This window comes from Cutibacterium acnes (assembly GCF_003030305.1).
In the GTDB taxonomy this organism is placed as follows: domain Bacteria; phylum Actinomycetota; class Actinomycetes; order Propionibacteriales; family Propionibacteriaceae; genus Cutibacterium; species Cutibacterium acnes.
Map to the genome: position 1 here is coordinate 1249547 of NZ_CP023676.1, position 15571 is coordinate 1265117.

10 protein-coding genes are annotated in these 15571 nt (G+C 59.2%); 9 read left to right on the top strand and 1 reads right to left on the bottom strand.

Features of this window, described 5'->3' with window-relative positions; translation table 11 throughout:
- Positions 1-15: 15 nt before the first annotated feature.
- Positions 16-4449: an acyl-CoA dehydratase activase-related protein gene (locus CPA42_RS06260; RefSeq protein ID WP_002529970.1), complete on the bottom strand. Its 4434-nt coding sequence runs from the start codon at positions 4447-4449 to the stop codon at positions 16-18.
- A gap of 83 nt (positions 4450-4532) precedes the next feature.
- Between CPA42_RS06260 and CPA42_RS06265 the strand changes: the two genes are divergently transcribed.
- The 9 genes from CPA42_RS06265 (at position 4533) to CPA42_RS06310 (ending at position 15563) form a co-directional block, all read left to right on the top strand.
- A complete protein-coding gene (locus CPA42_RS06265; RefSeq protein ID WP_002516424.1) occupies positions 4533-5177 on the top strand; it encodes a TetR/AcrR family transcriptional regulator in 645 nt (214 codons plus the stop codon).
- 119 nt (positions 5178-5296) lie between these two features.
- On the top strand, positions 5297-6367 hold the full coding sequence (locus tag CPA42_RS06270) for a hypothetical protein (protein ID WP_002516429.1): 1071 nt from the start codon (positions 5297-5299) through the stop codon (positions 6365-6367).
- 180 nt (positions 6368-6547) lie between these two features.
- Positions 6548-8368: an aspartate--tRNA ligase gene (gene aspS, locus CPA42_RS06280; protein ID WP_002518939.1), complete on the top strand. Its 1821-nt coding sequence runs from the start codon at positions 6548-6550 to the stop codon at positions 8366-8368.
- A 101-nt stretch (positions 8369-8469) separates the two neighbouring features.
- Positions 8470-9858 carry a replication-associated recombination protein A gene (locus CPA42_RS06285; protein ID WP_002516867.1) on the top strand — a complete coding sequence of 463 codons (1389 nt, stop codon included), beginning with the start codon at positions 8470-8472 and terminating at the stop codon, positions 9856-9858.
- A complete protein-coding gene (locus CPA42_RS06290) occupies positions 9855-10316 on the top strand; it encodes a DUF948 domain-containing protein (RefSeq protein WP_002516862.1) in 462 nt (153 codons plus the stop codon). Before CPA42_RS06285 ends, CPA42_RS06290 begins: the two co-directional genes overlap by 4 nt.
- Positions 10317-10461: 145 nt before the next feature.
- On the top strand, positions 10462-13140 hold the full coding sequence (alaS, locus tag CPA42_RS06295; protein WP_002516801.1) for an alanine--tRNA ligase: 2679 nt from the start codon (positions 10462-10464) through the stop codon (positions 13138-13140).
- Between the two features lie 35 nt (positions 13141-13175).
- Positions 13176-13619 (top strand): Holliday junction resolvase RuvX, encoded by a 444-nt coding sequence (ruvX, locus tag CPA42_RS06300; protein ID WP_002518938.1) that lies wholly within the window; start codon positions 13176-13178, stop codon positions 13617-13619.
- On the top strand, positions 13616-14725 hold the full coding sequence (mltG, locus tag CPA42_RS06305) for an endolytic transglycosylase MltG (RefSeq protein WP_002517973.1): 1110 nt from the start codon (positions 13616-13618) through the stop codon (positions 14723-14725). The genes ruvX and mltG overlap by 4 nt, the downstream gene beginning before the upstream one ends.
- Before the next feature lie 31 nt (positions 14726-14756).
- On the top strand, positions 14757-15563 hold the full coding sequence (locus CPA42_RS06310) for a shikimate dehydrogenase (RefSeq protein ID WP_002516773.1): 807 nt from the start codon (positions 14757-14759) through the stop codon (positions 15561-15563).
- Positions 15564-15571: the final 8 nt, after the last annotated feature.

Sequence of the window (15571 nt, forward strand, 5' to 3'; positions counted from 1 at the left end):
GGGTCCCAAGGACCCTCACAGATGCACAGACAGCTCCATAACCGGTTTCCCGTTGAGATCTGGGCGTGAAGCTGTCGGCGGTGAGGTTGGGATCTCCTCGTCAGGTTCCGGGCGCACTGCCTGTCCGGCGTCACGTTCCTCGCTGACGTTGCGATCTCGAGCGGTAGCGGCCATCAATTTGATGCGGTTGAGCTGGTTTACTTGAGAAGCCCCCGGATCATAATCGACAGACACCACGTTGGCCTGCGGGAACTGACGGCGGATCTCGCGGAAGATACCACGCCCGGTGACGTGGTTCGGTAGGCACGCGAAGGGCTGCACAACAGCGATATTCGGTACGCCCTCACGGATCATGTCGACCATCTCACCGACGAGGTACCAGCCCTCACCGGCCTGGTTACCGAGCTGAACAATGCGTTGGGCATCCGCCATGAGTTCGGTGATTGGGGTCGGGACTTCAAACCGAGTCGACTTGCGTAATGCTGTGGTGACCGGCTTCTGGTACTGCATGAGCAGGGCTCGGAAAGCTTTCTTGACGTGACGGCTCCACTTGTCGGTGCCGAAGGTCTTGTAGTTGTAGTCACCAGCAGACAAGCAGTTGTAGACGAACCACATCAGGCCCGGCAAGACAGCCTCACAACCCTCGGATTCGATGGTCTCGACGATGTGGTTATTGGCGTCAGGATGGAACTGCACCAAAATCTCGCCAAGCACACCGACCCGCGGTTTACGCGGTCCATCGGCCAATTCGAGATGTTCGAAATCGTCAACGATGCTGTTGATCATGGTCTTGTAAGACGTCCGGCGTCCCCACGTCGTGGAATGTCCACCGTTCAGGAAATGCTCGCGCGCTATGGTCGTCCAGCGGCGCATGAGGCCATCAGCCGATCCTGGAACTGCTTCGTAAGGACGGGTACGAAGGTGCACGTTCTGCAGCAGGTCGCCAAGGGTAATAGCCTGCACCATGCGGTGGATGAGGGGAGCAGTCAGGGAGAAGCCCGGGTTGTCCTCGACTCCTTGCAGGGAAGCTGCGATGACCGGGATATTGCCAAACCCGGCATCCTTGAGAGCTTTGCGCAGCAGACCGATGTAATTGGTGGCACGGCACATGCCGCCGGTCTGAGTAAGGAAAAGGGTGGTGTGATCAAGGTCGTACTTGCCGGATTTCAGTGCCGACACGAGTTGCCCAATAACGACAATAGCCGGGAAACAAGCATCATTGTTGACTACCGACAGGCCATAATCAATGTTCTCCCGGGAAGCTTGCTTCAGTACTTCGACCTGGTAGCCAGAGGCCCGCAAGGCAGCCTCGGCGATGGAGGTCTGGTAGGGGGCGAACTGTGGCACCAAAATAGTGTGAGTAGCTTTCATCTCTTTGGTGAAGGGCACCCGGTCATCCGATAACGGATGAGTCACAAGCTTGCGGTTATGGCTGGCTCGTTCCTTCGATGCAGCCTGCAGCGAGCGCATTCGGATGCGAGCCGCTCCCAGATTGGATACCTCGTCGATCTTAAGGGTGGTGTAGATACGGTCGCGCGCGGCCAGGATCTCACGCACCTGATCGGTGGTGATGGCATCAAGGCCACAGCCGAATGAATTCAGCTGAACCAACTCAAGGTCGGGACGGGATCCGACGAAGGCGGCGGCCTGGTAGAGGCGGGAGTGGAACATCCACTGGTCGCGCACGCGTAATGGACGTTCCAGTAAGTCGGCTCCCAGATGGGCCACCGAGTCCTCGGTTAGTACCGCCATTCCCAAGGAGTTCACCATCTCGGGAATTCCGTGGTGGATCTCCGGATCGACATGGTACGGACGGCCTGCCAGTACGATTCCCGGGACGTTGTGCTCGGCCATATAGGCCAAGGCATCCTCGCCCATCTTCCGGATTTCGTCATGGAAAGCCTTATCTTCCTCCAAACCTTTGGCAATGGCGCGGCGAGCTTCATCGACGGTGACATCATCATCGGCGAAAACCTCAGCCAACCGCTCAGCAAGCTTGTCAGGATCGGCCAGCGAGAGGAAGGGCGAGATAAGCTCGACGTCCTTGTCTCGTAGACTTTCGACGTTAGCCCTGATGACCTCGGGGTACGAGGCAACCACCGGGCAGTTGAAGTGCGCGTCCGCGTCGGCCACGCTGACCTGCTCATAGCGGATACAGGGATCAAAAATCCGTTTCACCCCACGCTGCACAAGGTCCTCAACGTGACCGTTGTTGAGCTTAGCGGGATAACAAATATTCTCGCTGGCAATCGATTCCATGCCTTTTTCGAATAGGGCATGGGAGGAGCGTCCCGAGATCATGACACGGTATCCGAGTGCCGATAAAGTCGTGAACCAGAATGGGTAGTTTTCGTACATGTTGAGAGCGCGAGGCAGGCCTAAATCACCGCGAAAGGCCTTCTTAGCCGTCAAACGCCGATAGCTAAAGAGCCTCTTGTACTTGTCCTCGAACACATTGGGCAGCTCAGACTTCGGAAGCTTGGCCATCTTGCGGTTATTGACCTCGGCGCCACGGTCGCAACGGTTACCCGAGACGAACACGCGACCATCGGAGAAGGTGGCGATGGTGCGTTGGCAGTGATTTTGACACAACGCGCAGTCGTCGCGATGAGTCTCAACAGCGAAACCATCGAGTTCAGCGCGCTCCCGTAAACCTTCAGAGGTGGTGGGCTCTCCGGCATGAAACCGGGCGTGAGCGGTCAGGGCAGCTCCATAGGCTCCCATGAGGCCAGCCTCAGCGGGACGAACGACCTCGCGACCGGTGAGCTTTTCGAAGGCACGTAGGACGGCATTGTTGAGGAAGGTTCCACCTTGGACGACAACCTTGTTCCCTAGTTGTGCCGGATCAGTAAGCTTAATGACCTTGTACAAGGCATTGCGAACCACTGAGTAGGACAGTCCGGCAGCAATATCAGCGGGAGAGGCCCCCTCCTTTTGTGCCTGCTTGACTGAGGAGTTCATAAAGACGGTGCAGCGACTACCTAGATCTACCGGATGCTGAGCCAGCAGGCTCATGGAGGAGAATGATTCGATATCGGTATCCATGCCGGCAGCAAAGGTTTGCAAGAAGGACCCGCATCCCGACGAACACGCCTCGTTGACAGAGATAGAGTCGATGACTTGATCGACGACGCGCAAATACTTCATGTCCTGGCCACCAATGTCAATGATTGCGGTCACCCCGGGAAGCAGATGATCGGCGGCTCGGTAATGGGCCATAGTTTCGACTTCGCCGTCTTCGGCCTCTAGCGCAGCCTTAACGAGCCCCTCACCGTACCCAGTGGTGCAGGTACGGGCGATCGTGGCCTCCGCTGGCATGGCGTCGTACAGGTCGGCGAGGATTTGCACCGCGGCGCTTACCGGGTCACCCTCATTAGAGGCGTAGTGAGAGGCGACAATGTTGAGGGACTCATCAATGAGGACCGACTTGATAGTCGTTGATCCGGCGTCGATGCCCAGGAAGAGGCTACCGCGAGCGTCATGTAAAGGTAGGCGTGGCAGCTTGGCGTGAGAATGCCGCCGATTGAATTCGTCCAATTCCTCCTCGCTACGAAATAGCGGTGGCATGGATTGGGAAATCCCGTTTTGAGTACGAGCGTGTCGTGAACGTTTCGCAGTTTCCGCGAGATCTACCGGTTCAGACGTTGACGTCAGGGCTGCTCCCATAGCCACGTATAGCTGAGCGCGGTCTGGGGTAATGTACGCGTCAACCTTACCGTCGAGGACGCGCGAGAAAGCGTCTCGCAAACTTGGCATAAAGTGAAGCGGACCGCCAAGGAAGATGACCTTACCTCGAATCGGGCGACCACATGCCAGGCCAGCAATGCACTGAGTGGCGACAGCCTGCAGGACCGAAGCAGCCAGATCTTCGTGGCGGGCTCCCTCGTTAATGAGGGGCTGAAGGTCGGACTTGGCAAAAACACCACAGCGCGAGGCGATCGGATGGATGGTCTTGGCTCGGGATGCGAGGTCATTGAGGCCGGGAGTGTCGGTGTGCAGCAGGGTAGCCATCTGGTCGATGAAGGCACCGGTGCCACCAGCACACGAACCATTCATGCGCTGTTCGGGGACCGGCTTGAGGTAGGTGATCTTGGCATCCTCACCACCGAGTTCGAGAAGCACGTCGGCGTCGGGATTCCAACGTTGGACGGCGGCCGTCTCAGCCATGACCTCCTGAATGAAAGTAAGGCCCAATGCCTCTGCGGTTCCCAATCCCGCCGATCCGGTAACGGTCGCGCGCACCTTTGTGCCGGGAAGAGCATCGGCGGCGTCGCCGAGCAGAGAGGCCATAGCGCCGGTGATATCGGCGTGGTGGCGTCTGTAGTCCTCGAAAAGGATGTTCTCGTCGGGATCGAGGATGACGGCCTTGATCGTCGTTGATCCGACGTCAAGACCCATCCGAAGGTCCTGCGCGTCCGGTGGAATCGCATTGCCGATGTGTGCGTCCATGTCTCCATTTCATCACCGTGGAAATCACTTCGCAGCAGTAGGGGGTCTTTTTCAGCCAAGTCATTGAGGAGTACGGTCATGGCATGTCTCAGACACAGTGCGCACGATCGTCTCGTCGTGGTCCACGTGGTGAGGTTGGGGCTGCGAGAGCCGCTATTTTGGCCGCAGCCCGCTCCCTTTTTCTGGCCGGTGACTTCCAGTCAGTGAGCCTAAGAGCTATAGCCCGCGAAGCTGAGGTGGACACCTCGTTGGTGAGCTACTACTTCGGATCTAAGCAATCCCTCTACAACGAGGCGATGTCCCTTCCCAATGGTCCGCACCGGATTATTGCTGAGGTGTGTTCGCGAACTGACCCTGATCATCTGGGGGAGGCCCTGGTCAAGGCGTTCATCGATGCTTGGGATGGTCACCTTGGCCTGGGAGGACCGGATCCGCAAATGCAAGGTGTGGTGCAGGCACTTCTCACCCAGCCTGACGCCTTCGACATGATGCGTCAGTTTTACACCGAGGAAATTTTGGCCCCAGTTGTCAATTTGCTCATTCCCCGATTCGGTGCAGAAGAGGCGGGGATACGGGCCTCTCTTGGACTCTCGCAATTGCTGGGGATTTTCACGGCTCGCTACGTCATTGGGTTGCAGTCCCTAGCAAATCTTCCGGCGGCAGAACTCATCGGCCGGGAGGGGCCTGCCCTACAGAGCACCCTCACTGGACCGACCATCAACGGTTAACACTTTTTGCCGCAGGAGAGGTCGGTTCACTTACCGTAGTGCCACGGCTAGCGATAGAGTCGCAGTCAAAGCTTGGCGCATGGCCGCGCCTGACGCCCACAGATAACGGGAGATGACCAATGACCATCGCAATCAAGATGGGTTTTCTCGATGACAGTCCGATCGTCGACGACCAGGGTCGACTTGTTAGTCGAGGGGGCGGAACCGCTCTCGTTGAGCGGCTTCTCGACATGTACCCGGGGGCCGTCGTCGTGAACTACGAAGATCGTCAGTGCGATGGATTCGAGGCCAGGAAGCTGACCAGCCTTGAACCGCTTGAAACCCTTGTCATCAACCTCGACGTCATCGATTCGGTTGGCGTCTTCCAAACCATGCACCGCGAGGGTGCCGAGCCCAGGATCCTTAACCTTCAGTGGTTGCCCCCATCCCACTACCACCACAAAGTGAACTTTGCGGCTATGGGCCTCGCGTACGCCCTCTTCCCGACACTGTGCTCTGGCGAGCGCACTGCTGGTGAGGTGACCGAGCTCGTTCGCCGCTGGACGATCTCCCCGCTGGCTCACCAGGCCCGAGTCGCTTGGATCCAGCCTGGCATTCGTGATGACCTCGCTCGCGAGCACGTTGATCCCGAAATTCCGACGGTTCTCTACCCAGCGATTCACCTCACAGAAACCAAACGCCCGAAGATATTTCTCGACGTTATGAACCGCGTCGCTGCAGACATGGACGTGAGAATGGAAGCCCGTCTAAGTCAGCGCGATCTCGCTAGCGTCATGGCGATGAAGATGTCGTCGCCAAAGTGGGCTTCGGTTGGCCCCCTCTTCGGTCAGCGCGAGGAGTACTGGGAGTCCCTAGCCCGCATGACGGCCTTCCTAGCCACCGCCAAGAACGAGGCCTATGGCTTCGAGTACCTCGAGGCTCTCGTCGCCGGTGCCATCGGTGTCTTCCCAGATACCACCTGGGCACGTAAGACGGTCCCTGAGGATTATCCGTATTTCTACCGCACTAGCGACGAAGCGGTCTCAATGCTTAAAGAAGTACTCAACGACCCACAGACTGCGCGTAATGCTATTAATGAACTCGCCGGAGGGTCGATCCGCGACTGGATCCTCGAGCACAATCAGCGTTCTGGCGGAAATGAAGCTATGCGTAAGCAGATCGAAGAGTGGTTCCCTGAGATCCAGGTGTGATCCGATTTGAGGGACGGACGCCGTGGCGGTTGTGATCGCCACGGCGTCCGTAGTTTCGGATGCTATGGCTGGGCAGCTCATGGGCATCTGGGTGCGGATGGCGACAGTCATGGCCCGTCGGTATGCTGTTTTACGGCCCGTACCGTCTATGCGTGGCCTGCGACAACGGAAGGATGAAACGTGCTGCGAACCCATGACGCAGGAACCCTACGAGCCAGCGACATCGGCAAGGAAGTGACTCTCGCCGGATGGGTTGGGCATCGTCGCGACCACGGTGGCGTCGCCTTCATCGATCTTCGCGACGCCTCAGGCCTGGCCCAGGTCGTCATCCGCGATGAGATTTTGGAGTCCTCAGGCGCTCATGACCTGCGCAACGAGTACTGCATCAGGGTGACCGGAGTCGTTGAGGCACGTCCAGAGGGTAATGCCAACCCGAACCTACCCACCGGCGAGATTGAGGTTGCCATCACCGAGCTCGAGGTGCTCAATCCTTCAGCGCCGCTACCCTTCCAGATCGACGAGCACGTCAGTGTCGGCGAGGACGCCCGTCTGAAGTACCGCTACCTCGACCTGCGCCGCCCGCATCAGCATGAAGCCCTGGTGCTGCGTTCTCACGTGACCCACGCCATTCGTGAGGTGCTGGATCGTCACAATTTTTATGACATCGAGACTCCGACTCTGACCCGGTCTACCCCTGAGGGCGCTCGCGACTTTCTGGTTCCGGCTCGTCTGGCCCCGGGCTGTTGGTACGCCCTGCCGCAGAGCCCTCAGTTGTTCAAACAGCTGCTCATGGTCTCGGGTATGGAACGCTATTACCAGATCGCTCGTTGCTACCGTGACGAGGACTTCCGTGCCGATCGTCAGCCTGAGTTCACCCAGCTTGATGTCGAGATGAGCTTCGTTGACCAGGACGATGTCATCGCGCTGGCTGAAGAGACCATGGCGGCTTGTTGGAAGATCATTGGCGTCGACATGCCGACGCCGTTACCTCGCATCACCTGGCACGAGGCGATGGATCGCTACGGCTCTGACAAGCCGGATCTGCGCTTTGGCAACGAGATCACCGAGGTCACCGATTTCTTTGCCAACACTGCGTTCCGGGTCTTTCAGGCTCCCTACGTCGGTGCCGTGGTGATGCCCGGCGGAGCCTCCCTGCCACGCCGTCAGTTCGACGCCTGGCAGGAGTGGGCGCGCACCCGCGGAGCCAAGGGTCTGGCCTACATCACGATCTCTGACGAGGGCGTGCCAGAAGGTCCAGTTGCCAAAAACATTTCCGAGGAGGAGAAGGCTGGCATCGCCGAGAAGGTCGGTGCCAAGCCTGGTGATGCCATCTTCTTTGCTGCTGGCTCGAAGACCTCCTCCCAAGAGCTACTCGGCGCCGCCCGTCTGGAAATCGGCCGCCGTTGCGAACTCTTTGATCCATCTGACTGGGCTTTCTGCTGGGTGGTTGACGCCCCGTTGTTCAAGCCCACCAAGGAAGCAGAGGCTTCCGGCGACGTCGCCGTTGGCACGGGCGCCTGGACCGCCGTCCACCACGCCTTCACCAGCCCGACCCCCGACTGCCTGGATACCTTCGACACCGATCCGGGTTCAGCTTTGGCTTACGCTTACGACTTCGTCGTCAACGGCAACGAGGTAGGCGGCGGGTCGATCCGTATCCATCGCCGTGACGTTCAGGAACGGGTCTTCAACGTCATGGGTATTGGCCCCGAAGAGGCCCAAGAGAAATTCGGTTTCCTACTGGATGCCTTCAAATTTGGCGCGCCGCCGCACGGTGGCATCGCCTTCGGTTTGGATCGTCTAGTTATGCTGCTTGGCGGCTTCGAGACTATCCGTGACGTTATTGCCTTCCCGAAGACTGGTAACGGCTATGACCCGCTGACGGCTGCTCCTGCACCAATTACCCCTGCCCAGCGGCGCGAAGCCGGCGTCGATGCCAAGCCGAAGAAGCCTTCCGGCGGTCAAACCTCGAATGCGGAGGCAGATAAGTCCACGACGTGACGACCGGTGACGACGGGCGGCGGCGATATCAGTCGCTGCCCGAGCGTTACTGCGCGAACATACGTGAGCGGCTCGCTGTCGCAACGCGGCGATATAGTGCCATGGTGAGTGAGGATCTCTTCGGCAACGTCACGTCGGCTCAATCCGACGCGACCAGTGGTGGGTCCCTGGATACTCCCAACCCTGACGCGCCACTAGCAGTTCGGCTTCGCCCGCGCACCATTGATGAGATCGTCGGGCAGCAGCATTTGCTGACCCCCGGTTCACCCCTGCGCCGCCTGGCCGAGGGGACCGGGGCCATGAGCGTGTTCTTGTGGGGCCCTCCCGGGGTTGGTAAGACGACGATTGCCTCGGTCGTCTCCCACGCCACGAACCGACGCTTCGTGGAGATCTCGGCTGTAACGGCCGGAGTCAAAGACATCCGTCGGGAACTTGACACTGCCCGACGTCAGTTAGCCTTGGGACAGCCGACCGTTCTCTTCGTCGACGAGGTGCACCGCTTCTCTAAGGCCCAGCAGGACGTCCTGCTCCCGGCAGTGGAGAACCGCACCGTGACCCTCATCGCGGCGACCACCGAAAACCCGTCTTTTTCGGTCATCTCCCCGCTGTTGTCGCGCTCCTTATTGTTGACCCTCAAGCCACTCACCGAGGCTGACGTTTCATCGTTACTCGATCGAGCCCTGAGCGATCCACGCGGCCTGCGAACTGAGTCCGACAGGCGTTACGTCCTGGAGGACGATGCTCGCGCTGACCTACTGCAACTGGCTGCGGGAGACGCACGACGCGCCCTCACCTATCTTGAAGAGGCCGCTGCCGGGGCGAGTGCGGCAGGTACTGACACGATCACGAGTCAGATCGTCTCCACTGCGGTTGATCGTGCCGCAGTGCGCTACGACCGTGACGGCGACCAGCACTACGATGTCATCAGCGCTTTCATCAAATCCGTGCGCGGCTCAGACGTTGACGCCGCACTGCACTACCTGGCCCGGATGATTGAGGCAGGGGAGGATCCCCGATTTATTGCACGGCGCCTTATCATTCTCGCCAGTGAAGACATCGGGATGGCCGCCCCAAGTGTGCTCCAGACCTGTGTCGCGGCAGCCCAGGCCGTCCAACTGATCGGGATGCCCGAGGCTCGTCTCAACCTAGCCCAGGCCACCATTGCCGCAGCCACCGCCCCGAAATCCAACGCCGTCATCACCGCTATCGATGGGGCCCTGGCCGATGTACGCGCTGGAAAGGGGGGCGAAGTTCCCGCCCACTTGCGTGACGCCCACTACTCATCAGCCCACGATCTGGGCCACGGCGTCGGATATCGTTACGCCCACAATTTCCCGCATGGGGTTGCCAAGCAGCAGTATCTGCCCGACGATATCGCCTCGACCCGGTATTACGACCCGACCGATCATGGCAATGAGGCTGCTATTGCACAACGTCTGAGCCAGATACGGGCGCTGCTTGGGCGAGATATTGAGGAGGAGAAGTCATGACCTTGGGTCAGATAGCCGGACTCATCGCAGCACTCGCGGCGGTAGTGCTGGTCGCGCTATGCGCGGTTCCATTGCTCAAACTTGGCGGCGTCCTCGACGAGGTACGCAAAGCTGTTTGTGACGTCGACGAGTCCACTGTGCCGATCCTCGAGGAGGTTAAAAGCACTGTCGTCATAACCAATGGCGAGATTTCCAAACTCGATCAGGTGATCGAGGACATCCACACCATTTCTGGGCATGGCACCATCGTTACTGGCCAGGCCGCCGAGCTGGCCCAAACCTTTACCCAGACCGTCGGGACGCCGATGGTCAAGGCTGCGGCCTTTGGTGAAGGAGTGCGCCGAACAATTCATCGTCCGAAGCGTCGGATGCGTCAGTCCCAGGTTGAGAATACGGTCAGTCCTACCGAGGTAAGCTACAGCGCCACTGCGGCCGAAGGCGGCGGCGAACAAGACTGATCTGGTAGAACGCCGAGTACGCACCCCCTCTGTGGCGCGGTGAGATGTCGCCGGCCGCACGTGCGGGTAGGGTTGGACTGCGGTGTCCCGATACGGGACGGCCCTTACGGGCCACAAAAAGCGACCACGTCAAGAAGGGCTAGGCATGAGAACAGCGGAGATCGGACAGCGCTTCGTCGACTTCTTTGAAAGTAAGGGTCATACCGTAGTGCCGAGCGCCTCACTGCTCTACAACGATCCCACCTTGCTGTTCGTTAACGCCGGCATGGTGCCGTTCAAGCCTTACCTTATGGGCACTGAGCCCTCCCCGTGGAAGCGGGCCACCAGTATTCAGAAGTGCGTGCGCACCTTAGACATTGATGAGGTTGGCAAGACCACTCGTCACGGCACTTTCTTCCAGATGTTGGGGAATTTCTCCTTCGGTGACTACTTCAAGAACGAGGCCATTCAGTACGCATGGGAGCTCGTCACTAAGCCGGCAGAACAGGGCGGATTGGGTTTCGATCCTGCCAGCATCTGGGTGACGGTCCTTGGACCTGGGTTTCACCCTGACTATCCGGAGGGCGACATTGAGGCGCGCGAGGCGTGGCGTGCTGCGGGTATCCCTGACGAGCAGATTCAGGGTCGCTCCCTTAAGGACAACTACTGGCATATGGGGGTTCCCGGCCCCGGCGGCCCGTGCTCGGAAATCTACATCGATCGTGGCCCAGCCTATGGTCCCGACGGTGGTCCAGAAGCAGATGAGGACCGTTACCTTGAGATCTGGAACCTCGTATTCGAGACCGAGGATCTCTCAGCGGTGCGCGCTAAAGATGACTTCGACATCGCAGGCCCATTGCGCAGCCTTAACATCGACACTGGTGCCGGTCTCGAACGTATTGCCTATCTGCTCCAGGGCGTCGACAATATGTACGAGACTGACCAGGTATTCCCTGTCATTGAGAAAGCTTCCGAGATGTCGGGCAAGCGGTACGGTGCTCGCCACGACGACGACGTCCGACTACGCGTAGTTGCTGACCACGTCCGTTCCGGTCTCATGCTCATGACCGACGGAGTTACCCCTGGTAATGAGGCCCGCGGTTATGTGTTGCGTCGTCTGCTGCGTCGCGTCGTTCGCGCCATGCGTCTGCTCGGTGTGGCGGATCCAGTATTACCCGAGTTGCTCTCGGTATCTCGTGATCTTATGGCTGATTCCTTCCCTGATGTCCTCACCCAGTGGGATCGCGTCATCGGTGCCGCCACAGCGGAAGAGGACACCTTCCGACGCACTCTAAGCTCGGGTACCGCGATGCTCGATGCAGCCGTGGTCGAAACTAAGGCCTCCGGGTCAAAGACCCTCTCGGGGGAGAAAGCCTTCCAGCTTCACGACACTTACGGGTTCCCAATCGACCTCACTCTCGAAATGGCGGCCGAGCAAGGGTTAGAGGTTGATCGCAACAAGTTCACCGCCCTCATGGCTGAGCAGCGTGCCCGCGCTAAAGCTGACTCTCAGGCGAAGAAGGGCCTACTCACGGATCGGGAGGCTTACTCCCAAGTTCGTGCCCTCGGTGAAACCCCATTCCTCGGCTACACCGATTTGACGGTCGATACCACCGTTACTGGCATCATCGCTAACGGTACTTCCGTGACGGCTGCTGAGCCGGGGGCCGTCGTCGAGATCGTGTTGGCCGAGACCCCGTTCTATGCCGAGATGGGTGGCCAAGATTCTGATTCTGGCATCATTCGCGCCAACGGGATCGACTTTGAGGTTCTTGACGTGCAGCGTCCGGTACCAGGCCTGATCGTCCACAAGGTACATCTCGACGGTGATCTCGCCGTTGGCGATCGGGTGACAGCCCTGGTCAACCCGGCCACTCGTTTTGGAGCCTGCCAGGCCCATACCGCCACCCATGTCATCCATGCCGCTTTACGCGAGCTCGTAGGGCCATCGGCCACCCAGGCCGGCTCCTACAACAAGCCCGGCTATCTGCGCTTTGATTTCTCCGCTACCAAGGGTCTGTCAGACTCTCTGAAAGACGAAATCGAAGAGCGTTGCAACGTTGCCATTCATGACGACTTCGAGGTTACTGATACCCAGATGCCGCTGGAGGATGCCAAAGCCATGGGAGCGATGGCCATGTTCGGCGAAAAGTACCCGCCGATCGTGCGTGTCGTCGAGCTGGCTGGCCCGTGGTCGCGCGAGTTGTGCGGTGGCACTCACGTTGCCTCCACCGGTCGTATTGGCATGCTAAGTCTGCTAGGGGAGCAGTCGGTCGGTTCGGGTACCCGGCGCGTCGAGGCCCTCGTTTCCACTGATGCTTTCCGTCACATGGCGGCTGAGCGGGCGCTCGTCAACGAGTTGACCGGAATCCTCAAGGTGCAGCCGGATCAGCTCGCCGACCGTGTCTCGAAGCTCGCGGCCGATCTCAAGGAGGCCGAGCGTAAGCTCGGCGCTGCTCGAACCCGTGAGCTCTTGGGTCAGGTTGATGACATCGTTGCCGGGACTACTCCAGCCGGGTCCTTCGACCTCGTCGCTGCCAAGGTTCCAGGTGTCGCGGGTAGCGACTTGCGTACCCTCGCCGCTGAGATCCGAGCCCGCGTCAAGGATCGTCCCGCCGTTGTCACCCTAATCGGCGGCACTCATGACAAGCCGGCCATGATCGTCGCCACCACTGAGTCAGCACGCGCTGCTGGTGCCAAAGCAGGTGCTCTTATCAAGGTCGGCGTTGCTCCGATTGGTGGCCGCGGTGGCGGTAAGGACGACATGGCCCAGGGGGCTGGCAGCGACCCCACCGGTATCGACGCCGCTCTGCGTGCTGTTAACACTGAACTGACCGCGCTGTGAACCCTGCCGAACGTCCGGACACGTCTCTGTGCGGTGTGAGACTTGCCATCGACTGGGGAAAAGCACGGATTGGCGTGGCCGCGAGCGACCGCGACGCGATTCTGGCCTTCCCTGTTGAGACGGTGCATACCGCCGACCGCCCCGTGCAGCGCTTGGCCGAAATCGTTGCCGAGTACGAACCAGTTGAGGTCATCATGGGGCTTCCGGTTGCCCTTAATGGGACCGAGCAGTTGGCCGCGCAAGACGTTCGGGATGCCGGACGCCAGTTGGCCGAGGCTATTAACCCGATCCCAGTGCGCTGGGTCGATGAGAGAATGACCACGCGTACGGCGGCTCGAGCACTTCACGAGGCGGGGCGCAACGCACGTAAACAGCGTGGCGTGATTGATCAGGCCGCTGCTGTGGCCATACTGGAACACGTGTTGGAGCAAGTCCGATTAGGCCAATCGGAGACGGCGACGGGAGGGGCGGATTCGTGAGCGGACCGTTCAACGAGCACGATGACCCGAAGGCGGAATTTTGGTACAAACTTCGCAGCGCGGTCGCCGTCATCCTTTCCCTGACCGTGCTCGTCGGCGGGTGCGTCTTCGTCGGTGTGAAGGTCTACGACGGCTACATCTCGTACAAGTCTGCTGACGACTACCTCGGAGATGGCGAGAAGGACGTCTTAGTTCGGGTACCTGCTGGCGCATCGGTAAGCGAAGTTGGCTCGATCCTGCTCGATAACGACGTCGTCAAGTCAACGAAGGCATATAACAAGGCCCTTCGCGATTCGGAATCTGACGTTACTATTCAGGCTGGTCAGTACAAGCTCAAGACGCATATGAACGCCGCAAAGGCCGTGTCCATTCTGGACAATCCGGACAATATCCAGCGCACCCGTGTCACCCTGCCCGAGGGCTTAACCACAGAGCAACAGTTCGGGATCATGGCCAAGGGAACCACGATGCCAGTTGGCAGCTTCCAGAATGCGTATAAGCAAACTGCGAAGCTAGGCCTGCCGGTCTGGGCCAAGGGGCGCCCAGAGGGCTTCCTCTTTCCCGACACCTATGAGGTGGGGTCAAATCCAACTCCGCTAGAAATCCTGCAGATGCAAACGAATCAGTTCGCCAAGCAGGTTAACACGATGAATTTCATTGGCCAGGCTCAGACTATTAAACGTAGCCCCTACGATGCCCTCATCGTCGCCTCCATCTTGGAAAGAGAGGCCAAAAAGCCAAAAGATATGCAGATGATCGCCGGGATCATCTACAACCGCCTCCAACAAGGAATGAAGTTGGAGTCGGATGCTACGGTGCTCTACGCCAACCACGTCGAAGGCAAGCTGACAACGAACGACGAACAGCGTGCCAAGGATTCGCCGTACAACACCTATTTGTATAACGGCTTGCCGCCTACCCCTATCGACAACCCCGGTGCGACATCTATGGAGGCAGCTGTGACACCGATTAAGAGTGACTACCTTTATTGGGTTGTTACAGATCCTGACAAGGGCACTACGGCGTATTCCAAGACGCTGGCTGAGCACGAGAAAAATGTCAAGAAATTCCAAGCTTGGTGTCAGGACCACAAGGGGAAGTGCTAGGACAATACGTGCTGATCTAGGAGGACTGGCGATGCGCTGTGCGGTGATTGGCCATCCAGTGGCTCACTCCTTGTCCCCGGCAATTCACCGCGCCGCATACCAGGTCCTCGGCCTGGAGTGGTCCTACCAGGCCATCGACGTCGAGCCTGGTGGTTTGCGTGCTTTTATTGAGGGGCTCGACGGTTCCTGGCGAGGGCTATCAGTGACGATGCCTCACAAGGCCGATCTCGTCGAGTTGGGGGAGACCGACGCGACGGTTGACATGTTGGGAGCGGCGAATACCTGGGTTTGTCGTGACGGCACGACCATCGTCCGCAATACCGACGTCACGGGGGCAGAGGCTGCGCTTCGTGCCAGGGGAGTGACTGATGTCGAGAAGGTTGTCATGCTGGGGGCGGGCGCAACAGCCCGGTCTGTTCTTGCGGCTGCCATTGGGATGGGAGCGGGCGAAGCCGTCGTGATGTCGCGCTCGCGCGAACGGTCCACGAAGATCCTTAAACTTGCTGATGGCCTCGGCATTCGTGTTGCCTGGTTGCCTTTCGAATCGGAGCCTCCGCGGTGCAACCTCATAGTCTCGACGGTTCCAGCCGGTTCCTTGATAAGGCGTGCTGAAGATCTCGCTGCTCGAGCTAATGCGGTCTTTGACGTCGTCTATGATCCCTGGCCAACCCCTTTGGCCGTGGCTGGGAAGATCGCTGGTGCAACCGTCATTGACGGCTTGGACCTGCTCGCTGGGCAGGCGGTCGGTCAGGTGCAACTCATGACTGGCTACCCGGTGCCGATGGACGTTTTGAGGTCCACAGCGCAGAACGGCCTGGCTGAGCACGCCCGCCTTTGAAAGACTGA